Source organism: Helicobacter rodentium ATCC 700285 (assembly GCF_000687535.1).
GTDB lineage: Bacteria > Campylobacterota > Campylobacteria > Campylobacterales > Helicobacteraceae > Helicobacter_D > Helicobacter_D rodentium.
The window spans coordinates 85,703-105,758 of record NZ_JHWC01000003.1 but is presented as its reverse complement, the minus strand read 5'-3'; the positions used below and the strand labels follow the sequence as shown (position 1 = coordinate 105,758).

Sequence of the window (20,056 nt, the reverse complement as noted above, 5' to 3'; positions counted from 1 at the left end):
TTATAATTGCAACTTATAACCAATCCCGCGCACGGAGAAGATAAACTTTTTGTCGCCTTTTTCTATTTTTGAGCGCAAACGCCCGATAATTACATCAATGCTTTTATTGCTAGAATCCGGATTGATGGAGTCTGAATGTGCGGCAATAGAATCACGCGTTAAAGCTTGATTGACATTTTCAAGCATAAAGCTTAGAATCTCGTATTCTGCTTTTGTAAGATTTAGCACTTCATTATAGAGATAAATTTCTCTGCTTTTCTTATCCAACACAAAGGGCAAAATTGAAGTTTCTGCATTATATGGCTTATTGGCTAGATTGTATCTACGAAGGACACTATGGATTCTTGCAACTAGCTCTTTTGGGTCGTAGGGCTTTGGAATATAATCATCTGCACCATATTCTAATCCCAATACTCTATCGTCAATATCGTGTCTAGCTGATGAAATGATAATTGGAATCCGTTTTTCTTTTGCAACCCTCTTGCAAACTTCTAGCCCATCTAAGTTTGGGAGTGTTAAATCTAAAAGAAGGAGGTCAAAATGCCGAGCGTTTATTGCGCTCATACCTGTGTAAGGCTCGTCATAATTTGTTATATTTATACTATGAGCTTTCAAATATTCGCTAAGAATGGTTGCTAACTCCAAATCATCTTCTATCATTAAGACTTCTAGCACGGCATCTTCCTTGCAAAAAGGAGGATTGGGTATTTTAGGGGGTTAAAGAAAAATTCAGGAAGATACCCGCTAGTATTGACAATAATTTCAAAGAACTTACTCACACTAAGTGTCCTTAAGCAAAGGAGAAGTGGATGAAAAACTTTTCTTTTCAGAAAAACCAAACTCAACCCTTGGTTAAGCCTGTCTCTCAACTCATCCTGTTGAGATGATGAAATTATAAAGCAAAATAGTAAATCAAAAGTAAATAAAGGAAAAATTTTCATTTTTGGCTCTTTTTTTCATCAATAATAGCTAAAGTAAATTCTAAAAAATTCAAAATCATATCTACCTTGGTTTCAATATTGCGGTTATTTGGAGATTGTAACCCTTCAAAAAGAACAAGAATCCTCTCCTGCAAAGCATTCAAAAACTTTTCTTCTTCCAAATAAGCCTTTGTCAAAAGCGCTTTAAGTTCCTCTGCACTCTTAAAATCTAGTTTTTCAATTTTGCGCACATAAGGATTCTGCGAATTTGAATTTTCGCGATTCGGATTATCAGAGGGCAAAATATCCAACAAGGCATCGCGTTCTAATTTTGGCTCTTCTAAAGTTTCTTGGTCTGGTTCGTTGAGCGTAGGATTGTCTGTATCAATCTCTGCTAATGTTTGTAAAATCGCTTCTTTTAATTCCATAGTTGCAACAACCACCTTTCAAACTCATTAAATTCTATTTCGCTATCCATTTGAATAAACAAATTCAACATATCTTCACTTGCCTTACCATAATTTTTGCGGTTACTAACAAGCCGCTTTAGTGCGATTTTGGCTTCAACATTGTTTGGGTCTTTTTCTAAAATGGTTTTGTAAATTTCTGCGGCTTCATAACGATGTCCTTGTATCTCATAAATACTTGCAAGGGTTAAGGTTTTCATCAGAAGCCTTTTTAGGTTTTTGTCAAGAATTTTAGCATAAATGGATTGTTTTGTGAAGCTTTCTTTAAAAGGGTAGAATCTAAATCTTTTGATTGCGACTCCGCACTTATCATCGTGTCCTTGCTAGACAAAGCGATAAATTGTACCACCTCGTCCTTACGAACGAAGTGAAGCAATCTATAATCTTAGCAATCAAAAAACATTCAATGGCGAGATAAAAAGTTATAGATTGCCACGATTCCTTACGGAATCTCGCAATGACGCAGTGGAGATTCTTCTGTCATTGCGAGGAGCAAACGAAGTGAGAGACGAAGCAATCTATAATCATGCATAAAGTAATTTTTTACAATGGAATCCTTATAAAGAAGCACAATATTATAGATTGCCACGAGGCTACGCCTCTCGCAATGACGAGGTGGTAACCGCAATGCAAGAATCCCACAATGACACAATGCAAAAGCAAACCTGTTTCTTTGCATGACTATTTTAAAAAACCAAAGAAAATTAAAATCTTTTACATTTATTTTTAGGATTCTGTCATTTACAAGAAAAGTTTAATTTTTAAAAAAGAGAAATAATGAAAAAGCTAATTTTAGGATTCTTATTAATCTTTGGAATCTCAAGCACACTCTTGGCAGAAGTAGATTTCATCGCACTTGCAACCAATGGAGAGTTTAACGAACAAAGCGCAGGTGTGAAAGTCTTAAATGATGAGGAGATGAGGCAGGATGTGGGAGGGGCGTATTTGTATATTGAGCAAAATAATATGCTATATAGAAATAAGCTGAATGAATATGGGATTACAAATAATTCAGGCACAAAAATATCTTATACTGCCTATTATTTAATTATCTCGGAATCTAGTGATTATGAGTATGGACGCCTAAATGTAGATGATGGAACTAGACGATGTATCCCTGCTGTTTCTGCAACCTTAAATCATCTAACCAATCAAGTAAGCGTTTCTGTTATTGGCGTAAATCAATATAACCCTGTTTATGCAAGACCAGCAGATAGATATTATGCGAATAAGTTATTGGAAAAAGACGGTGGAAAATTAATCAATCAGGCTAACAGATTGATAAGAATTGAAAGCAGAAGCTATAAGTATTAACAATGATAACTATTCATTCAAACACAAATTTCTATGCGAATTTATGGGCTAATCCCACAAAAGGTTCTACAAAAACGCTTAGTGATGCAGAGGCATCATCAAACATTGAAGCCTATTATAAGAAGGAATAAGTTTTGCCACTGAATGGTGGGCAATTTGATTCTCTTGGATTTAATCAAAAACTAAATGCTATGGTGCAGAATATGCGACAAATCAGTGAATCTCAAATGAAAGAGGCAAAGCAATTTTTGGATAAAGCACAAGAGAGTATAATGACTTCTTTTTACAAGGAAAATCAAAGCTTTATAGATAGAGTAATAGTGGCGCAAAACAATATGAGAAATGGTATTGCAAACTCCGATGATAAGGTGATTTTGGAGGACAAGAATGCTTTGCGATTCTTGGAAGTTTTGGTAGCATTTGGGGGTAGAGAACTAAGTAAAATCACCGAAGACAAAGAAAACCAATTACTTTTTAGCCTTACAAACAACACCTCTAGCGCAGAGATTCAAAAACAAATTTTTGAATATCAACAGGTAGGCTCATTTTCATCGGGTAAATATTTTTTTGATTTAGTTTTTGACACATTACCACTTTCACAACAAGAGCAAGTTTTAAACGCTTTGGCGGTCGTGCATTCTTACTTTTTTCAAAAATCTTTAGAGGTTAGCTCTTTTAAGGTTGAATGGGGGGCAAACGAAAATGGAGAATGGGCGTGTTTGAATATCTCTTCTTTGAATCAACAAACTTCCAATCTTGAATCTCTTTTGCAAAAGGTATCCCATACCACCGAGCAGACACTCTTTGAGATGCTACAAAACAAAGAGAGGTTAGAACAAGGTGGGCAAAATGCGCCCCAAAATCCCACAGATTCCATAATGCAAACACTGCTTAAGGAATCTAAAGAGAGCAGAAAGGCTTAGGCTTCTACATTTGCGCGAACCCTGCGCGTCATTGCGAGGAGTGAAGCGACGAAGCAATCCATAATGTAGAATCACCTAAAAGATTCCATTGCTAACGCTTTGGCGAGATTCTGCATTATAGATTGCCACGAAAATCAGGAGTTTTCTCGCAATGACAGAAAAGCAAGGCATCGTTGTGAAACCTTTGTAAAAGGCTGTGGCGTGTGTTGCGGTAGCAGAATCTCTAGGATTCCATACGCGGACGGAGTCGTGGCACACATTATTTAACAATCAGAATCGGAATTGGAGATTTTTGCGAAAAGTCGTTTTGGTTGGTAGAAAAGATTTTATTCCAAAAACTTTCTTCGCTTTGCCCAATAACAAGCAAATCAAAGTCTTTAGCATAGGCTAATACTTCCGTTACTGCCTCGCCCTCTAGCATTTTGGTTTGGATATTAATGCCTTTTTGGGTGAAAATCGCACTAAACTCCTCTAATAGTTTGTCGCTTTGCGCACTTTCTTTCTTCTCTATCTCCTCATAAGCGGCTAATGCTGCCTCGCCATAGAGCATAATGGGGGTTTTTACATGAATAATCGTAAAGGCGCAATCCTCTCTATCGCCAAAAAATTTCACCACAAATTCTGCGGCTTTTTGGCAAGATTTTGTCCCATCTACGGCAAATAGAATCTTTTTCATCACTTAAGACCTTTGAATAAAATAGCAAAAATTATAGCAAAATCTATACAAAATTCACAGAAAATAAAGTAAGAATGCGCTACTCTTTTTAAATTAAATTTCAAAAATAAGAGAATAGGTCATTATGCAAAATATTCTACGACATATCCCCAAAACAGACAAGCTATTAAAGGCTTTGCAGCGCGAATTAGAAAGCAATTTCAACCTAAATTTAGCCAAAAAACTTATCCTAGAGTTTTTAGAAAACTACCGACAAGACTTGTTGCAAGGTGGTGAGATTTTAGAGTTTCAAGCCTGTGTGCAGTGCATTATTAAACAATACCATTCTCTGACACAAAAGTCTTTAAAACCCCTTGTGAATGCCACCGGAATCGTGGTGCATACAAATCTTGGACGCAGTGTATTCTCTCCCTCTATCTTGCAAGAGATTTATCCAATCCTCACGCGCTATAACAACCTAGAATACAATGAAGAAAAGGGTTGCCGCAGTGAGCGTTATGTGCATTTAAAAGGCTTATTTAAAGCACTTTTGGGCGCAGAAGATGTATTGGTGGTCAATAATAACGCCGCGGCAGTCTTTTTAATTTTTAATACTTTTGCTAAGGGTAAAGAAGTCGTTGTTTCGCGCGGAGAACTCATTGAGATTGGCGGAAGCTTCAGGATTCCAAAGGTTATGTCAGATTCTGGTGCAATTTTACACGAAATTGGCACAACCAACAAAACGCATCTAAAAGACTACAAAGAAGCAATAAACGAGAATACTGCTATGCTATTTAAGGCACACAAATCCAATTATGCAATGAGTGGGTTTGTTAAAGAAGTGGAATTTGGAGAAATTGTAGAATTAGCTAAAATGCAGAATCTGATAGATTATTATGATTTAGGTAGTGGATACTTCGGTTTAAGCGGATTTGAGAAGAGTTTGAAGAAGTTTGAACCCGCTTTAGAGGAAATCGCAAAGCTTAATCCAAGTCTTGTAAGTTTCAGCGGTGATAAGCTTTTAGGTGGCGCACAAGCTGGAATCATCTTTGGCAAAAAAGCGTTGATAGACGAGCTAAAAAAGAATCAACTTTTAAGAATGTTGCGTGTGGATAAATTTACCATTGCAGCCCTTGAGGCAACTCTTAATGCCTATTTAGAAGGCAAAACAGATAAGATTCCTACTTGTCATTTGCTTTTAAAGGACAAAGCGGAATTAAAACAAGAGGCAGAAGCATTAGCAAGACTGATTCCGCAAGATTTTGCGCCTGAAGTGATTCCTACTAAAAGTTATAGTGGTGGAGGGGCGATGCCAAGCCATTATTTAGATTCCTTTGGTGTTGCAATAGAAGCAAAAAGCTTAACGCCTTTAGGGCTAGATGAGGAGCAGTTAGAGAAATCTTTGCGCTCTTTTGGAATTATTGCGAGGCTAGAAAATTGTGCATTAATTTTAGATGTGCGCACCTTATTGGCGGGAGACAAAGAGAGAATCGCAGAGGCTTTAAAGAATCTAGCACACTTAAAACACAAAAATTAATCAAGGAAATCAATGCAAGAAAATTTAATTATTGGCACAATGGGGCATATTGACCACGGAAAAACAAGCTTAATTGCCGCAATGAACGGGTTTTGGGGAGATAGTTTTACACAAGAGAAAGAACGTGGAATCACACTAGATTTAAGCTTTTCTAATTTAAGCCAAAACCAAAAAAATATCTCTTTTATTGATATGCCCGGACACGAAAAGCTTGTTAAAAATATGATTGCAGGGGCATTTGGTGTAGATTATGCAATGCTATTAATCGCAGCAAATGAGGGCATTATGCCACAAACGATAGAACATTTAAGAATCGCTTATTTGCTTGGGATTAATGATTTTATCGTTGTGCTTAGCAAAAGCGATTTAGTGAGTTTAGAGAAAATAGAACAACTTAAAAATGAGATTCAAGAACTTTTTGGCAAGTTTTCAAGTTTGCGTTTTCAAATATTAAGTTGCTCTATTTATGATAAACAAAGCATAGAAACACTCAAAACAAAACTTTTAAAATTACCCAAAAAATCTCATAGGGATTTGGGTTTTTTTCGTTATTATATTGACCGCGTCTTTGTTATTAAAGGTGCAGGCTGTGTCGTAAGTGGAACTTTAATGGACGGGGATTTAAGTGTGGATGAGAAAATATGGTGTGCGCAACTTGGAAGAATGCTTGGAATCAAGAATCTTCAAGTGCATGGACAAACTCAATCCATAGCCCCCAATGGAGCGCGGGTTGCAATCAATCTAAGCGGTGTTTCTCATCAAGAACTAAAACGTGGGGATTTGCTTACCAAAAAGGGTTATTTGCGCGGATTTGACAGCATAGAAGTAGAGATTTGTGCTTTTGAATCCATAGAACACAATAGCAAGATTCAGCTGTTTTTGGGTGCATTGCGTTGCGTTGCACGGATTTTATTTTTAGACAAAGACAAAAAGTTTGCAACCCTAAAAACCTCCATTCCAATTTTTGGTATTTTTAATGAAAGATTTATCCTACGCGATGATAGGCAAACTCTAGGCGGAGGTAGAATCTTAAGCCCTATTATAGACCCGATGAAAAAGTCTCAAAAGTTAAAATATTTAGAGCTTTTAAGCAAGGGGGATTTAAGGGGGGCATTTGCGATTTTGCTTCTTGCGCACAAAAAAGGCTTTGGGCTTATTAGCGCAATCCAACGTTTTAGCATCTCGCAATCTCAAGCATTAGAGATTGCCTCTACGATTCCAGAATGTTTCGTGTGCGCTAAAGAGTTAATCGTTTATCCAAAAATTGCTAGAGAAATGGTAAAAGGGATCATCTTTAAAATTTTTTCCAAGAATCCCAATGCCCTTTTAAGTGCTGCATTGCTTAGTCAAAAACAAAGTTGGGTAGCAGAGGAGTTGGCAAAAAGCGTTTTAGATGAAATGTTAGAAAAAAACGAGTTAAACAAAATAGATTCTTTTTATGTCTCCCCAAGGAATGTTTTAGGTTTAAGTAGCGATACAGAGGAGATTGCAAATTATTTTTACAAAACCATTTATGAAACCTTGCGTAGTCAAGAGTTTCAGCCTATTGCTCCTTATAATTTGTATGATGAATTAGATATTGATAGACAAACGGGAGATTCTGTGTTTAAGCGATTAACGCACGAGAAAAAGATTTTGCGCTTAAATCATAAGCTATTTATTTGCAGTGATGTTTTAGCGCGTTTGCTTGAGCTAATGCGTGGAATCATCAAAAAGGAGGGATATTTGGATTTGGGAAATTTCAAGGCGCATTTAAATCTTAGTCGTAAATATTTGATTGCCTATTTGGACTATTTGGATAGTTTTAAAGACATTGTCAATACCGATGGCAAACGCACTTTCAAGTGAGATAAGATGCTAGATAGATTGCAGAATCCACCATTAAACAGGGAATTAAATCAGCATTTAATTGATGCCAAGACGGCAAATCATCAATCTATCCTCCCTATCCAATCTCAAGAGATTTTTAAAGAGGAGGTGGCACTTCGCGAACTTTTAGGGACAAAATTCTTGCGCCCTTTTAGTTTCAATTTGGAATCTTTTTATTTTTTGCTTACCAATCTTTGCCATCATTATAAGGTTGCCCTTGCGCTATCGTCCCACAATATGCTTTATTGTGCTTATTGGGAATTGCCTCTACAATACAAAGAAAACATCTTTCCCCTCCTGCCAGACTTTACAAGTGGAAAAATCTCTCAAGATTCCATTAATGCCGCACTTGATTGGGGAGCAGATTGCTTTATTGTGCCTATCTTAAATGAGGATATTTTAACGCGCAACGAAATAGAATCCTTGCCACAAAATGTTATTAAAGTCGTGGATATTAGCTATGCGGTAGCTTTGAATCTCCCCTTGCCACAGGCGGATATAATGTTGCTTAATGGCGAGAATCTAGGAATTATGCGTCCTTTTGGCATTTTGGCTTCTAATGAGTTTTATGGAATTTCAAATGTTTATTTAGAGATTCAAAACCTTTATTCAACCTTTGCACAAGCCATTGCGCTCAAAAAAACTAGCGTAAATCCTAGTGAGCGATTTCAAAGTGATTTAGCACAACCCTTTTTTGACGCTTTGTGTGCAATTTTAGATAAAGCAGGTTTTAACGATTGTTGTTATGCGTTTTATCCAACCCCAAAGAACACCCTATCGCTAGGGCTTAAAAGAATTAAAGCTCGGAATCTTATCCAAAGTTTGCTTTTTGATGGGATTGGCGTCATCAATGGGCAAGAATGCCTCTTTGGCTTTGCGCGCCCCTCTTTTGTCTTGCGTGAAATGGGATACACACAAGAGCAATCAAGGGAGCTGTTAAGCCTTAGCTTTTTGGATATTTCCCCAAGTTTGATTCCACAGATTGCACAAAAAATTGCACAAAGATATATGCAGTTAAGAAGCTTAGAACATTAAATTGAAATCTTTATGAGGAGGCAAAATGAAAGCAGAAGCTAAGAGCTTAAAAGAAGCCATAGAATCCCTACAAAACGCTACAAAAGGATTCTACCGACAGGCAGAAATTTTACCGCTTTTAAATGCGCAAGAGAGGATTTTGGCTAAAGAAGTATTTGCAAAGAAGGCATTGCCTTGTTTTGATAATACTGCAATGGACGGATACGCGCTCAAAGCCTCTGATATGGGTAAAACACTAAAAATTAAAACGACGATTTTTGCTGGAGATTGCACAGAAGTAACACTCAATAATTTAGAATGCGCAAAGATTATGACGGGTGCGAAAATGCCTAATGGAGCGGATTGCGTTGTGCCTTTTGAAGAAGTTGAGGGCGGATTCCAAAATACCGAAAAAATCAATGCGCCACAGACTTTAAAGCAAGGTGCAAATATCCGCAAATACGGAGAGGAAGTCACATTGGATTCCATATTGTTAGAAAAAGGGGCGTCCTTGAGTGCAGATTATCTCACCCTACTTGCCACACAGGGCATTAGCCACATTGAAGCTTTTACTCCTTTAAGGATTAGTGTTTTCGCAAGTGGCGATGAGCTAAAGGAAATATGGGAGCAAACAAACCCTTATCATATTTATAATTCCAATGCCACAATGATTCAAGCGATTCTTAAAAGCTATGGATTCCAAAGCCATTATGGCGGAATCTTGCGAGACAATCACGATTCTATCCAAGCAATCTTGGAATGCCCTAGTGATGTGATTTTTACAAGCGGGGGAGCAAGTCAAGGAGAAGCGGATTTGATACGCGCAACTTTAGAGCAAAGTGGAGCAAAAATGGTGTTAAGCGGTGTGCAAATCAAGCCCGGCAAACCTCTAATGGTCGCTAAACTTAGAGAAAAGTTTATCGTTGCTTTGCCGGGAAATCCTTTGGCGGGCGGGGTTTTGCTACGCTTACTTATCGTGCCATTCTTGCGTCAATTAAGTGGAGCAATCGCACATTATCCACAATTTTTAATGCTAAAATCCGCACAAAATCTTACACGCAAGAATCGCACAGAGGCATTGCTTGGGATTATGCGGGGGGATTGTGTTTCTTTTGTTAAGGGAGGAAAATATGGCTCTGGTGAGGTTACGCCAATGGCTTTAAGCAACGCATTGATTGTCTTTGGAGAATCTTGCAATTCCATTCAAAAGGGCGATATGTTAAAAGTTTTGCCTTTTAAAATGGATTTTGGTAGTGAAAAGATAGATTTTATTAATTAAATAAAAGTTTGTTAGTTTAAAATGTGTTTAGAAAAAAAAGATAAAATTGCGCAAAACTTGTATGATGAAGGAAAAGCGATGAAAACTCTTGCAGTGATTGGACTTGGATATGTTGGATTGCCTTTAGCAGTGGAGTTTGGAAAAACCTACAAAGTCTTAGGATTTGATATTTTTGCCAAACGCATTCTTGAGCTAGAAAATGGCTACGACCGCACTTTAGAAGTGGAGGAAGCCGAGCTTAAAAGTGCTAAAAATCTGCATTTTACAACCCATTTGGAGGATTTAAGGGAGGCACAAATTTTTATCATCACCGTGCCTACACCCATTGATAATTACAATAAGCCCGATTTAACACCCTTGCAAAAAGCCTCTAGCAGTGTAGGAAAAGTGCTAAAAAAGGGCGATATTGTAATTTATGAAAGCACGGTTTATCCGGGCTGCACAGAGGAGGATTGTGTCCCGATTTTAGAACAGACAAGTGGGCTAAAGTTTAATGTGGATTTCTTTTGTGGGTATTCACCTGAACGCATTAACCCCGGAGATAAGGCGCATCGTCTGCCAAACATTAAAAAGGTAACAAGCGGTTCTACACCCCAAGTTGCAGAGGAAGTGAATGCGCTTTATGCGAGCATCATTACCGCTGGAACACATAAAGCTCCAAGCATTAAAGTGGCAGAAGCGGCAAAGGTAATTGAAAATTCCCAAAGAGATATTAATATCGCCTTTGTCAATGAACTCGCCTTGATTTTTGAGCGGTTGGGTATTGATACCTTAGAGGTGTTAGAAGCAGCGGGAAGCAAATGGAACTTCTTGCCCTTTCGCCCGGGGCTTGTGGGCGGACATTGTATTGGCGTAGATCCTTATTATCTCACACACAAAGCAGAATCTCTAGGGTATCATTCGCAAGTGATTCTAGCTGGACGCCACATTAATGATAATATGGGCATTGTTGTCGCAGAACGCGTGATTAAACTAATGATTAAAAATGCGCACCAAATTGTGGGAAGTAAGGTTGCGATTCTTGGGGTTACCTTTAAAGAGAACTGCCCGGATATTCGCAATTCTCGCGTTGTAGATGTGATAAGAGAATTACAAGACTTTGGGTGCAATGTGGAAGTCTATGACCCTTGGGCGGACAAAGAGGAGGTTCAGAAGGAATATGGCTTAGCTTTGCGAGACTTAGAGACATTTAATTTGCAAGAATACCAAGCAGTGATTATCGCGGTGGCGCACAATGCGTTTAAAGAGCTTGATTTTAAATCGCGTGGTAAAGTGGTTGTGTATGATTTGAAAGGCATTTTGCCCAAAGAGCAAGTCAGCGGGAGGCTGTAAAGCCAATAAGATAACTGCAAAAGTTAAGAAATGAATTTTGTATTTTGGGAGTTTCTACTTTTTGGGTGGATTTTTGTGAGTATTTTTGTGTGAGTTTGTTGGTGCGTGGAGCGTCATTGCAAGGCAAAGCCGAAGCAATCCATAATCTCGCATACAGAAAATTTTACAATGGAAGTTTTAAAACAATTTAAGATTATAGATTGCCACAGCCTCCAACAAGTCTTCGCAATGATAAAAAATAAAACGCCCTATTTGCAACATTATAGATTGCTACTATTTGATAAATCAAGTCTCGCAATGACAGAGGAGCAAACTTCACAGACAAGATTCTACATTATGGATTGCATAGCAACTCACCCAACCTCGCACAAATGCCTTGCATTTGCACCCCGCAAAATTGTGCCAACTTCTTGCAATGTGCCTATCACAAAACACAAAAAAAGCATTCTCCCTAGACACCATTAATATAACGCAATAAGAGTTTATCTGCTTTTGCCCTAGAATCCTCCAAAAAGCTATTGCAACTGCTTCGGATTCTTGTGAGAAATCCAACCACTCCGCCTATTTTTAAATCAGAATTGCCCACCTCTAGCAAAAGATTTCTAAAGTATTTTTTCGGGTCTTTGGGGTCATCGCGATGAAGATAAACCTCAAAAAACAAAATGTCCTCGCCCCTAATAGTTACATTTCTCAAACAAAAAATAAAATTGAAATTTTTATCCCCTATCTCATCGGTTGTTAAGGGGCATTTTAGATTTTTTGCTTTAAAGCTATATTTATCTTTCTCCCAAATCCTATAATGTTCTCTTACAAAATTTTCAATAAACTTTTTAATTCAATAATCCTTCTGAATATTTTAAAATAAGATTATAACACATTCTTTTGTTGGATTGCGCGTTGTGCATTCAGCAAGGCTAGAAGTGCCACGCCCACATCGCCAAAAAGAGCAATCCACAGATTCGCAACTCCTAACACTCCAAATACCATAATTGCTACTTTTGTCCCAAGCGAAAAAATAATATTTTCCCATAAAATCCTCCTTGTATTTTTTGCTATATCAAGAATTTGCGGAATCCTATTTAAATTATCGTCCAAAATCACAATATCCGCCCCCTCTAACGCAATATCACTGCCAACTTTTCCCATAGCAATTCCAATATCACTAAGTGCCAAAGAGGGTGCGTCATTGATTCCATCGCCCACAAAAATTACCTTTTTACCTTTTGCTTTTTGTGCTTTTAGAATCCTTTTTAAATGTGCAACTTTTTCATCAGGGAGTAATTCTGCATAATATTCACTTATGCCTACATTTTCTGCAACTTCTTGCACTATGTTGCATTTATCTCCACTTAGTATTATGGGCTTCATTGAATATTCTTTTAATTTGCTAAGGGAATCTTTTGCTTCCTCTTTGATTGCATCTTCAAGGATAATAGAACCAATGACTTGATTGTGCAAACTTAAAAAGACTTGCAATTTTGCACTTTGTTCTTCTTGAATTTTTTGTTTAAGGAGAGATTCTATAAAACGCGCATTGCCAAGTGCGAATCTTTCACCCTTGATAGTTGCGATAATTCCGCCACCTGCATATTCTTTAAGGTTTTCAATCTCTTCTAGGTTTTGAGGTGGTTCATTTTGCAAGAGTTTGAAGTTTGCAATCGCTTTTGCAATGGGGTGATTAGAGTGCGATTCTAGCTTTTTGGCATTGGTTAGTATGAACTCTTTGTTGTATTGGGCGTATGTTTGAATCTCTTTTATTGTTAATTCTCCCTTTGTCAATGTGCCTGTTTTATCCAATACAATCGTGTGTGCGGAATAGAGTGCTTCAAGATAACTTGAGCCTTTAACCAAAATCCCCATTTGGGAGGCTTTACCAAGAGAAACGAAAAAAGTCAGAGGGATAGAAAGCACAAGAGCACAAGGGCAAGAAATTACCAAGAAAATGATTCCGCGATAAGACCAAATTTTTAACATTTCCACAAAATCCTCTCCCAATGCCCAAAAATACAATGTCGGCAGGAATGCTATGCTAAAAGCCAAAAGCGTAACAATGGGCGTGTAAAACTTGGCAAACTTTGTGATAAACTCCTCACTTCTACTTTTTTGCATACTTCCTTCTTCAATGAGTTGTAAGATTTTACTCAATGCAGAGTTTGTATAGCTTTGTGTGGCTTGTATATGCAAAATCCCATCTAAATTAATCCCGCCAGAAAGCACATTATCGCCTACCTCAACACTCTGCGGAATGGACTCTCCACTTAAGGCAGAGTTATCAATATGGCTAGAGCCTTTGATAATTTTACCATCAGCGGGGATTCTTTCTCCCGCAAACACGATGAGCATATCGCCTTTTTGAATCTCTTTTGGAGGAATTAGAATCTGTTTGTCTTTGCGCAAGATTCTTGCATTTTCTATTTTTAGTGCGCTAAGAGAACGGATTTGCCTTTTTGTTTTTTCCACCACACGATCTTGCAAACTCTCACCTATACGATAAAATACTAGAATCCCTACGGCTTCTGCACTCTCACCAATACAAAATGCACTTAGACTTGCAAGAGCCATTAAAGTATTTTCATTAAAAACTTCTTTCTTGATAACCCCATAAAATGCTTCCTTTAAGATTCCATAACCCAAAGAGAAATAGCAAATCACAAACAAGAGGGTTACAAATGTCGCACTCAAAGAGATTCCAAAAATTTTAAAATCTGCCAAAAGTGCGAATACATAAAGAATCAATGCGCCAATAAATAAGATTTGATTGAAAAGGTTTTTCTCTAAGATTCCTTGCGCATTCTTTGAGGCGCATTCATTGTTGTAGCATTTCATAACTTTACCTTTTACATCTCTTGGATATGTTCTAAACCCTGATTGAAAATCTTTTCAATATGGTCATCATCTAGCGAATAAAACACCTCTTTACCGATTTTTTGATACCGCACAAGCCGTGCTTGTCTTAGGATTCTTAGCTGATGAGATACCGCACTTGGAGAGAGGTTAAGCGGTTGAGAAATTTCATTCACGCAAAGCTTCTCTAACTGCAAAAGGGAAAGAATCCGAATCCTTGAGGAATCACCAAAGATTTTGAATAATTCTGCAAGCTCATAGAGCAATTCCTCTTTTGGCAAGGATTTTAAAACAACCTGAAGAGACTTGAAGCGATTTTCATCTATTTCTGGCATAGAATCTCCTTTTAATTAAATATATGAGCATTTGTTCATATATTTAATTATAAAAACAATTTTCTTATATCTCTATTAAATTTTAGAGTTTTGGTTTGAAGTTTTGACTAAGAATTAGGAGGATTGAAGCACTTGCAGAATCCCAAAGGGGATTCTTGATTAATAAGCCTTAGGATAGCATTTCCATTCAATTTCTTTTGCGGTTAATTGCATATTTTGTGGCAAACCCGTTTGTGGATTGATTGCCCCTGCATTGCTATCTGCATAAGCATTGTATCCGCCATAAGGGATTGCATCAACTTCTACAAATTTGCCCACGGTTAAATCCTTGAAAGTGCCATAAACATCTTGTCCAAAAGCACCACAATCATCACCTTTAATTTCTGTATAAGGCATTACTTTAATGACAAGTTGCCCACCCGGTCCTGATAGGGTGATGGTTTTGTTTTGGTTATCCACTGCTGAAATTTGCCCTGCCACATCAAAATCATACGCCATTGCAGAAGTAGAAAGAATCGCAGCGGCTGCGAATGCTCCAAGCAATTTTAAAGTTTTCATTTTTGTCTCCTTATGATTTAAATTCGCCTGAAATTATAAAAGCATTTTGTTAATAAATTGTGAAGATATTATCAAATTTCTATGAATTTAAATTCCCAACAAATAATCTACTTTATAAATAAAATCCTCTGCGTCTTGCACATTGTCCATTATGATTAAGTATTTGCCATTAACGATAAAGCTAGGCACACTTTGGATTCCTGTTTGTGCGATAGAATCTTGCCAAGTCTTGAGCTTGTCTTGCACTTCTTTGCGCTGAAGTTGCGTTTCAAACTTTGTTTGTGAAATCTCCATTGCATCTAAGCCAAAAGCAATAAAAGATTCTTTGTTTTTGAACTTCTTGTGAAGCTTAAAAAATGCGTCAAAATACGCATTGCTTGCGCGTCTAAAGTAGGATTCAATATCTCTTGAAGTGAGATTGCGCTCCTCATCAATAGACACTGCAACCGCTAAAACCTCACTTGCTTGTGCGCTAAATGCACTCCCTGTGATAATATGATAGGGCAAAAATACGGCTTCTTGTGGAATCGTTGCAAATAGCTTTGGTAAAAGTTCGCTCATTTTTGCACAATGCGGACACCCCACATTGAAAATCTCCACAATAGATTTTTGCGGAACATCAAGAGGGGTTTTTAGTTTGATATAATCTTTGCCCTCTTTTAGCGATTCTGCATTTAGAGGGTTTAGCAAGAATAACACTCCCAAAAATGCACCCAAAAAAATGTTTATGATTCTTTGCATTCTTAATCCTTTTTTGAGTATTTTTGTGCATTATAACAAAGTTAGGATTAACTTTTGGCTTCCCATCGTGAGTTTTTGTAGATTTTATGGTATAGTTAATCTCATTTTAAATCAAAGGATTCCAATGAAAAAATTAGCTTGGTGCGCTCTAGCGTGTGTAATGTCCGTTGTGGCATATTCCCAAGAAACACAGAATCACTCCATTGTTGTAAAGCATACAAACTCTTCAATGTTTGCCCCTACACAAGTGAATTATGCAGATATTTTGGGTAAGGACTCCTTGCTAAACTCCGGTGATATAGCGAATAGTTTCTTGCAGATTCCGGGATTTTCAGTTGCTAAAAAGGGCGGGGGAGGCACAGAGGTCTTTTACCGCTCACAAGGTGCTGGGAGATTGCCAATTTTTGTCAATGGAAGCAATTTAAATGGTGGTTGTGGCGGGAGAATGGATACAACTTTGACTTATGTTTTTCCGCAAAACTACAATTCAGTTACTTTAATCAAGGGTCCTCAAGATGTTCGCTATGGCACGATGAGCGCGGGTGGAATCCTCTTTGACCGCGAGACTTTGCGCCTAAAAAATACAAACTTTAACTTCAGTGCCGATGGGCTTGTGGGAAGCTTTAATAGGCTGGATTTTAATACCTATCTAAGCGTTGGAAATGAACTAGGAAGTTTGCAGGGGATTTATTCGGATTATTCGCGTGACGATTACAAAGATGGCGCAGGTCAAAGAGTGCATTCAGAATACCAAAGACGTTCTGGCACGATTGTAGGCACTCTAACACCTACGGAAACAAGTGCTTTGGAGTTGAGTACAGACATTGGCAGGGGAGAGGCGGCGTATGCTGATAGGGCAATGGACGCACGCACCTTTGATAGAGAATCTTATCAGTTGCGATTCCAAAATTATTTTGATAAAGATTTGCTAGATTTACGCGCATATTATAATAGCATTGACCATATTATGGATAATTATAGCTTGACTAATGGTAAGCCAAAAATAGGGAATCTTTATAGCCTAAGCAACCCAAAGCGCACAAATAGTGGCGTTAAAGCAGAATACCAAAAGGTTTTGGAAACCGCAAAACTTTACTTCGGGGGCGATTATGATAAGGACAAACACAAAACCCGCGCTTCCACAGGACAGACGACAAGAGACGGCGCAGAGGCTGCACTACGCACCAATTATCAACCCAACTATACCTTTGATTCCTATGGAATCTATGCGCAAGGAGAATGGTATATGGGTGCGGAATCCGGTGTTTTTGCGGGGATTAGAGAGGATTATGTAGAGACAACCGCACACAGATTAGACAAGGAAAGAAAGCAATACGCCACGAGTGCCTTTGCGCGTTATGAGCATTATTTGCGGGATTCCACCCTTTATGCTGGACTTGGAATCGCAGATAGGATTCCGGATTTTTGGGAGGTTTCCAAGGTAGATGGAATGAATTTAAGCAAAGAAACCAATACACAATTAGACATTGGTTTATCCCACCAAAAAGAGGGTTTAAACGTGAATGTATCGGGATTTGTTTCTTATGTGCAAGACTATATTTTACTAGATTATACGAAGCCCCAAACGCGCAGTTTTAACACAAATGCCTTTTTAAGCGGAGCGGAAGCAGAAGCCTCTTATGAGTTTATGCCTAATCTCTTTGCAGAAGCAATGGTGAGTTACACTTATGGAGAAAACACAAAAGAAAACAAGCCCTTAGCGCAAGTCGCGCCCTTATCTAGTAGAATCGCGCTCAAATACGATGACCAAAAAATGTTTTTAAAATGTGAATTGTATGCAAATGCAAAGCAAACGCGCTCTGATGAGGGATATGGAAATGTCATCGGCAAAGACTTCGGAGATTCTAGCGGATTTGGAATCCTCAACCTCTATGCAGGATTGCGCTATCAAGAATGGCAAGTTTTAATGGGGCTAGAGAATCTTACCAATAAGCTTTATAGTTATCATTTATCTAAAAATAGCATTGATTTAAGTGCGGCGGAGAATCCTATTAGCAATCGGATTTACGAGATTGGTAGAAATGCTTGGATAAGGGTAAAATATGACTTTTAAGTTATAGAATCTCTCTTTGAATTGTTAAGATTTTCTTCACACTTTTTTATTATCATTTTGAATCTTATTTCTTGATTTAAGGGAGACAAAATGAGAAAGAAAAGAGTTTTTAAAAGTCTAGCTTTGAGTGCTTGTGGAATCTTGTTACTTGGAAATGTAGGCTTTGCAGGTGGATTTAATCCCCAAATGCAAGCCTACATTGAGGAGTTAAAGAGTGAAGCAAAGGCGGAGAATCCAAACTTCCAAGACTTTGATGCTAAAAGAGGTGAAGTGATTTTTAGCACAAAAAACAAGGGCAAAAACGACACCTTATTATCCTGCCAAAGCTGCCATAATGTGGATTTAAAAACCCCCGCAACCAATGTTTTCACCAACAAAACACTAGAGCCTTTAGCCCCAAGCGTGAATCCTACGCGTTTAAGCGATGTAAAAGAGGTAAAAAAATGGCTCAAACGCAATTTTAAAGATGTCTTTTTGCGTGAGGGAAGCGCACAGGAAAAGGGCGATGTGCTTTATTATTTGATTTTACAATAATCCAAGTTTAAGGAAAAAGAATGAAAAGAATGTTAAAAGTTTCTAGTGTGGTTTTGCTTTGTGCGGTTTTTGGAATCCAAGCTTATGCGGGAGGACGCAAAGGTCCAGAGGTAAAAGCGGTGGATAATGCACTTTATAAAAAGGAGTGCGCAAGTTGCCATTTTGGCTATCAACCCGGTTTGCTCCCTAGTGCTTCTTGGCAATGGGTAATGGATAACTTGGCGCAACACTATGGCACAGACGCAAGTTTAGAAAGCAAAGAGGACATTGCGCAAATTACGCAATATTTGCTAGACAATGCGAGTGAAAAAGCAATGCAATACCGCCGCAGCGCAAAATTAACAAAGTCAATGCAGCCGGGAGTTTTATACACCTCCATTTCACAGATTCCCTACCATCAGAAAAAGCATAGGAAATTAAAAGAATGGATGGTGCAACAAAAAGAAGTGGGAAGCATTGCGCGTTGTGCTGCTTGTCATACAAAAGCAGACGATGGCATTTATGGTGGAGATACGATAAATATCCCAAATTATGGAATCTGGCGTGATTAAAAGCTATATTTGGACTGCTGTCAATCGTTTTTTACATTATTTTTTGATTCTCACTTTCGCGCTCTCCTACCTAAGTGCAGATATGGACGCACTCTTTATCGTGCATATTATTTGTGGGGTTTTGTTTGGCGCAGGGGTAATATTGCGCGTCATTTGGGGGTTTATCGGCACGAAATATTCACGCTTTTGGGACTTTAACTATCGTGGAATCCTAGAGTATCTAACTTCTATTTTAGGAGAGAAAAGGCATTATGTCGGACACAATCCTGCTTCAAGCGTGGCGATTGTCCTTATTTTTGTTTTAGGATTCTTGGTTGTTTTAAGCGGGCTTTTACAATATGGTGCAGAGCAAAATAGCGGAATCTTTGCTCCATTGTTTTTCACATACAGCCACTTTTATATGGGCGATGATTTGCACGAATTTTTTGCAAATTGCTTGTTGTTTATCGTAATGATTCATATTTGCGGAAGCTTAATAGACAAGTTTTGGAACAAAGGCGATGCAATCCATTCTATGATAAATGGCTATAAACGGACGCAAAAAGACGAAAGCGTCTCTTTGAATTTCATACAAAAGGTGATTTTTAGCTTTTTTCTCCTCTTTTTGTTTGTATTGTTTCTTTATTTGCTTTATCCCAAAAACATACTTTTGCGCCCCTCTGCACAAAATTTTTTCACGCAAGATTCCAACAAAATAGCCTTTGAAGAGTATAAGCAAGAATGCGGGAGTTGCCATATTGCCTATGCTCCCTTTTTGCTGCCAAAGTCTGCTTGGGATTCTATGATGAGTGATTTGGAAAATCATTTTGGCGATGACGCGAGTTTGGAGGAGGAAACACACGCAAGGATTGCTGTATTTTTAGAAAAATACGCAAACGATGTGTTGGATACAAAATTTGCACAACAAAAGGAATCCAAAGAAATTGCGATAAGCCAAACTCCTTATTGGGAGGTTGCACACCGCAAACTCAATCCAAAAATTTTTAAAACAGAGGCAATCAAAAGTAAGGCAAACTGCCAAACTTGCCACAAAGACGCAGAATCTGGAATCTTTGCCAAAAATGCGGTGGATTACTCAAAGCTCAAGAGCCTAAAAGAGAATCTCTAGT

At 38.0% G+C, this 20,056-nt stretch carries 26 protein-coding genes; 14 read left to right on the top strand and 12 right to left on the bottom strand.

The features are described 5' to 3' along the window. The 5 genes from BS85_RS0103165 to BS85_RS11235 all read right to left on the bottom strand — a co-directional run bounded on the left by BS85_RS0103165 (window position 1) and on the right by BS85_RS11235 (window position 2,015). On the bottom strand, window positions 1–675 hold the full coding sequence (locus tag BS85_RS0103165) for a response regulator transcription factor (protein WP_026943532.1): 675 nt from the start codon (window positions 673–675) through the stop codon (window positions 1–3). A 262-nt stretch (window positions 676–937) separates the two neighbouring features. Continuing rightward, window positions 938–1,348 (bottom strand): CiaD-like domain-containing protein, encoded by a 411-nt coding sequence (locus BS85_RS0103155; RefSeq protein ID WP_026943530.1) that lies wholly within the window; start codon window positions 1,346–1,348, stop codon window positions 938–940. Further along, window positions 1,339–1,587, bottom strand: coding sequence for a tetratricopeptide repeat protein (locus BS85_RS0103150; RefSeq protein ID WP_026943529.1), 249 nt, complete (start codon window positions 1,585–1,587; stop codon window positions 1,339–1,341). The genes BS85_RS0103155 and BS85_RS0103150 overlap by 10 nt, the downstream gene beginning before the upstream one ends. An 11-nt stretch (window positions 1,588–1,598) precedes the next feature. Further along, window positions 1,599–1,736, bottom strand: coding sequence for a hypothetical protein (locus tag BS85_RS11240; protein WP_156938024.1), 138 nt, complete (start codon window positions 1,734–1,736; stop codon window positions 1,599–1,601). Window positions 1,737–1,829: 93 nt separating this feature from the next. Further along, complete coding sequence (locus BS85_RS11235) at window positions 1,830–2,015, bottom strand: hypothetical protein (protein ID WP_156938023.1); 186 nt, start codon at window positions 2,013–2,015, stop codon at window positions 1,830–1,832. A gap of 149 nt (window positions 2,016–2,164) precedes the next feature. On the opposite strand from BS85_RS11235, the gene BS85_RS0103135 reads away from it, so the two are divergent. From BS85_RS0103135 to BS85_RS0103130, 3 genes are read left to right on the top strand one after another with little or no spacing between them, the layout of a single operon-like run. After that, complete coding sequence (locus BS85_RS0103135; protein ID WP_026943528.1) at window positions 2,165–2,701, top strand: hypothetical protein; 537 nt, start codon at window positions 2,165–2,167, stop codon at window positions 2,699–2,701. A 2-nt stretch (window positions 2,702–2,703) separates the two neighbouring features. Next, window positions 2,704–2,832, top strand: coding sequence for a hypothetical protein (locus BS85_RS12030; protein WP_281173562.1), 129 nt, complete (start codon window positions 2,704–2,706; stop codon window positions 2,830–2,832). A 3-nt stretch (window positions 2,833–2,835) separates the two neighbouring features. Further along, window positions 2,836–3,624 carry a hypothetical protein gene (locus BS85_RS0103130; RefSeq protein ID WP_026943527.1) on the top strand — a complete coding sequence of 263 codons (789 nt, stop codon included), beginning with the start codon at window positions 2,836–2,838 and terminating at the stop codon, window positions 3,622–3,624. 75 nt (window positions 3,625–3,699) lie between these two features. Here the strand turns inward: BS85_RS0103130 and BS85_RS11230 are convergent, their stop codons facing one another. Further along, window positions 3,700–3,894, bottom strand: a complete 195-nt coding sequence (locus BS85_RS11230) for a hypothetical protein (protein ID WP_156938022.1) — start codon at window positions 3,892–3,894, stop codon at window positions 3,700–3,702. Then, window positions 3,884–4,300, bottom strand: coding sequence for a universal stress protein (locus BS85_RS0103120; RefSeq protein ID WP_026943526.1), 417 nt, complete (start codon window positions 4,298–4,300; stop codon window positions 3,884–3,886). The genes BS85_RS11230 and BS85_RS0103120 overlap by 11 nt, the downstream gene beginning before the upstream one ends. A gap of 124 nt (window positions 4,301–4,424) precedes the next feature. On the opposite strand from BS85_RS0103120, the gene selA reads away from it, so the two are divergent. From selA to BS85_RS0103090, 7 genes are all read left to right on the top strand, one after another. Continuing rightward, window positions 4,425–5,816 carry an L-seryl-tRNA(Sec) selenium transferase gene (selA, locus tag BS85_RS0103115; protein WP_026943525.1) on the top strand — a complete coding sequence of 464 codons (1,392 nt, stop codon included), beginning with the start codon at window positions 4,425–4,427 and terminating at the stop codon, window positions 5,814–5,816. A 12-nt stretch (window positions 5,817–5,828) separates the two neighbouring features. Then, a complete protein-coding gene (selB, locus tag BS85_RS0103110) occupies window positions 5,829–7,664 on the top strand; it encodes a selenocysteine-specific translation elongation factor (protein WP_026943524.1) in 1,836 nt (611 codons plus the stop codon). Between the two features lie 6 nt (window positions 7,665–7,670). Next, window positions 7,671–8,720, top strand: a complete 1,050-nt coding sequence (locus BS85_RS0103105) for a NifS protein (RefSeq protein WP_026943523.1) — start codon at window positions 7,671–7,673, stop codon at window positions 8,718–8,720. Window positions 8,721–8,745: 25 nt separating this feature from the next. Next, the gene (locus BS85_RS0103100) at window positions 8,746–9,978 is read left to right on the top strand and encodes a molybdopterin molybdotransferase MoeA (protein ID WP_026943522.1); all 1,233 of its coding nucleotides are present in this window, start codon (window positions 8,746–8,748) and stop codon (window positions 9,976–9,978) included. Between the two features lie 78 nt (window positions 9,979–10,056). Then, window positions 10,057–11,310: a Vi polysaccharide biosynthesis UDP-N-acetylglucosamine C-6 dehydrogenase TviB gene (gene tviB, locus BS85_RS0103095; protein WP_026943521.1), complete on the top strand. Its 1,254-nt coding sequence runs from the start codon at window positions 10,057–10,059 to the stop codon at window positions 11,308–11,310. A gap of 44 nt (window positions 11,311–11,354) precedes the next feature. Beyond that, complete coding sequence (locus tag BS85_RS11225) at window positions 11,355–11,501, top strand: hypothetical protein (RefSeq protein ID WP_156938021.1); 147 nt, start codon at window positions 11,355–11,357, stop codon at window positions 11,499–11,501. A gap of 37 nt (window positions 11,502–11,538) precedes the next feature. Next, a complete protein-coding gene (locus tag BS85_RS0103090; RefSeq protein ID WP_156938020.1) occupies window positions 11,539–11,775 on the top strand; it encodes a hypothetical protein in 237 nt (78 codons plus the stop codon). Here BS85_RS0103090 and BS85_RS0103085 read toward each other — a convergent pair. The 5 genes from BS85_RS0103085 to BS85_RS0103065 all read right to left on the bottom strand — a co-directional run bounded on the left by BS85_RS0103085 (window position 11,762) and on the right by BS85_RS0103065 (window position 15,788). After that, a complete protein-coding gene (locus BS85_RS0103085) occupies window positions 11,762–11,971 on the bottom strand; it encodes a hypothetical protein (protein WP_156938019.1) in 210 nt (69 codons plus the stop codon). The two genes, BS85_RS0103090 and BS85_RS0103085, sit on opposite strands and share 14 nt — an antisense overlap. A 206-nt stretch (window positions 11,972–12,177) precedes the next feature. After that, entirely contained in the window at window positions 12,178–14,136 is a 1,959-nt protein-coding gene (locus BS85_RS0103080) for a heavy metal translocating P-type ATPase (protein ID WP_051604660.1), read from the bottom strand. Between the two features lie 11 nt (window positions 14,137–14,147). Further along, window positions 14,148–14,489: an ArsR/SmtB family transcription factor gene (locus tag BS85_RS0103075; protein ID WP_034551056.1), complete on the bottom strand. Its 342-nt coding sequence runs from the start codon at window positions 14,487–14,489 to the stop codon at window positions 14,148–14,150. Between the two features lie 159 nt (window positions 14,490–14,648). Further along, window positions 14,649–15,047, bottom strand: a complete 399-nt coding sequence (locus BS85_RS0103070; RefSeq protein WP_026943516.1) for a DUF5666 domain-containing protein — start codon at window positions 15,045–15,047, stop codon at window positions 14,649–14,651. Between the two features lie 87 nt (window positions 15,048–15,134). Further along, window positions 15,135–15,788 carry a thioredoxin domain-containing protein gene (locus tag BS85_RS0103065; protein ID WP_051604659.1) on the bottom strand — a complete coding sequence of 218 codons (654 nt, stop codon included), beginning with the start codon at window positions 15,786–15,788 and terminating at the stop codon, window positions 15,135–15,137. 124 nt (window positions 15,789–15,912) lie between these two features. Here BS85_RS0103065 and BS85_RS0103060 point away from each other — a divergent pair, with 124 nt between their 5' ends. The 4 genes from BS85_RS0103060 to BS85_RS0103045 all read left to right on the top strand — a co-directional run bounded on the left by BS85_RS0103060 (window position 15,913) and on the right by BS85_RS0103045 (window position 20,055). Beyond that, window positions 15,913–17,862, top strand: coding sequence for a TonB-dependent receptor domain-containing protein (locus BS85_RS0103060; RefSeq protein ID WP_026943514.1), 1,950 nt, complete (start codon window positions 15,913–15,915; stop codon window positions 17,860–17,862). 90 nt (window positions 17,863–17,952) lie between these two features. Next, a complete protein-coding gene (locus BS85_RS0103055) occupies window positions 17,953–18,396 on the top strand; it encodes a DUF1924 domain-containing protein (protein ID WP_051604658.1) in 444 nt (147 codons plus the stop codon). A 20-nt stretch (window positions 18,397–18,416) separates the two neighbouring features. Continuing rightward, window positions 18,417–18,947 carry a diheme cytochrome c gene (locus tag BS85_RS0103050; protein ID WP_026943512.1) on the top strand — a complete coding sequence of 177 codons (531 nt, stop codon included), beginning with the start codon at window positions 18,417–18,419 and terminating at the stop codon, window positions 18,945–18,947. After that, window positions 18,940–20,055 carry a cytochrome b/b6 domain-containing protein gene (locus BS85_RS0103045; protein WP_026943511.1) on the top strand — a complete coding sequence of 372 codons (1,116 nt, stop codon included), beginning with the start codon at window positions 18,940–18,942 and terminating at the stop codon, window positions 20,053–20,055. Before BS85_RS0103050 ends, BS85_RS0103045 begins: the two co-directional genes overlap by 8 nt. Window position 20,056 lies beyond the last annotated feature (1 nt).

What these genes read in the sequence shown, in the direction of transcription:
- BS85_RS0103155 (WP_026943530.1), bottom strand. Translation starts at nt 1,348, where the DNA reads ATGGAATTAAAAGAAGCGATTTTACAAACATTAGCAGAGATTGATACA.
- BS85_RS0103150 (WP_026943529.1), bottom strand. Translation starts at nt 1,587, where the DNA reads ATGAAAACCTTAACCCTTGCAAGTATTTATGAGATACAAGGACATCGT.
- BS85_RS0103135 (WP_026943528.1), top strand. Translation starts at nt 2,165, where the DNA reads ATGAAAAAGCTAATTTTAGGATTCTTATTAATCTTTGGAATCTCAAGC.
- BS85_RS12030 (WP_281173562.1), top strand. Translation starts at nt 2,704, where the DNA reads ATGATAACTATTCATTCAAACACAAATTTCTATGCGAATTTATGGGCT.
- BS85_RS0103120 (WP_026943526.1), bottom strand. Translation starts at nt 4,300, where the DNA reads ATGAAAAAGATTCTATTTGCCGTAGATGGGACAAAATCTTGCCAAAAA.
- selA (WP_026943525.1), top strand. Translation starts at nt 4,425, where the DNA reads ATGCAAAATATTCTACGACATATCCCCAAAACAGACAAGCTATTAAAG.
- selB (WP_026943524.1), top strand. Translation starts at nt 5,829, where the DNA reads ATGCAAGAAAATTTAATTATTGGCACAATGGGGCATATTGACCACGGA.
- BS85_RS0103105 (WP_026943523.1), top strand. Translation starts at nt 7,671, where the DNA reads ATGCTAGATAGATTGCAGAATCCACCATTAAACAGGGAATTAAATCAG.
- BS85_RS0103100 (WP_026943522.1), top strand. Translation starts at nt 8,746, where the DNA reads ATGAAAGCAGAAGCTAAGAGCTTAAAAGAAGCCATAGAATCCCTACAA.
- tviB (WP_026943521.1), top strand. Translation starts at nt 10,057, where the DNA reads ATGAAAACTCTTGCAGTGATTGGACTTGGATATGTTGGATTGCCTTTA.
- BS85_RS0103090 (WP_156938020.1), top strand. Translation starts at nt 11,539, where the DNA reads ATGATAAAAAATAAAACGCCCTATTTGCAACATTATAGATTGCTACTA.
- BS85_RS0103080 (WP_051604660.1), bottom strand. Translation starts at nt 14,136, where the DNA reads ATGAAATGCTACAACAATGAATGCGCCTCAAAGAATGCGCAAGGAATC.
- BS85_RS0103075 (WP_034551056.1), bottom strand. Translation starts at nt 14,489, where the DNA reads ATGCCAGAAATAGATGAAAATCGCTTCAAGTCTCTTCAGGTTGTTTTA.
- BS85_RS0103070 (WP_026943516.1), bottom strand. Translation starts at nt 15,047, where the DNA reads ATGAAAACTTTAAAATTGCTTGGAGCATTCGCAGCCGCTGCGATTCTT.
- BS85_RS0103065 (WP_051604659.1), bottom strand. Translation starts at nt 15,788, where the DNA reads ATGCAAAGAATCATAAACATTTTTTTGGGTGCATTTTTGGGAGTGTTA.
- BS85_RS0103060 (WP_026943514.1), top strand. Translation starts at nt 15,913, where the DNA reads ATGAAAAAATTAGCTTGGTGCGCTCTAGCGTGTGTAATGTCCGTTGTG.
- BS85_RS0103055 (WP_051604658.1), top strand. Translation starts at nt 17,953, where the DNA reads ATGAGAAAGAAAAGAGTTTTTAAAAGTCTAGCTTTGAGTGCTTGTGGA.
- BS85_RS0103050 (WP_026943512.1), top strand. Translation starts at nt 18,417, where the DNA reads ATGAAAAGAATGTTAAAAGTTTCTAGTGTGGTTTTGCTTTGTGCGGTT.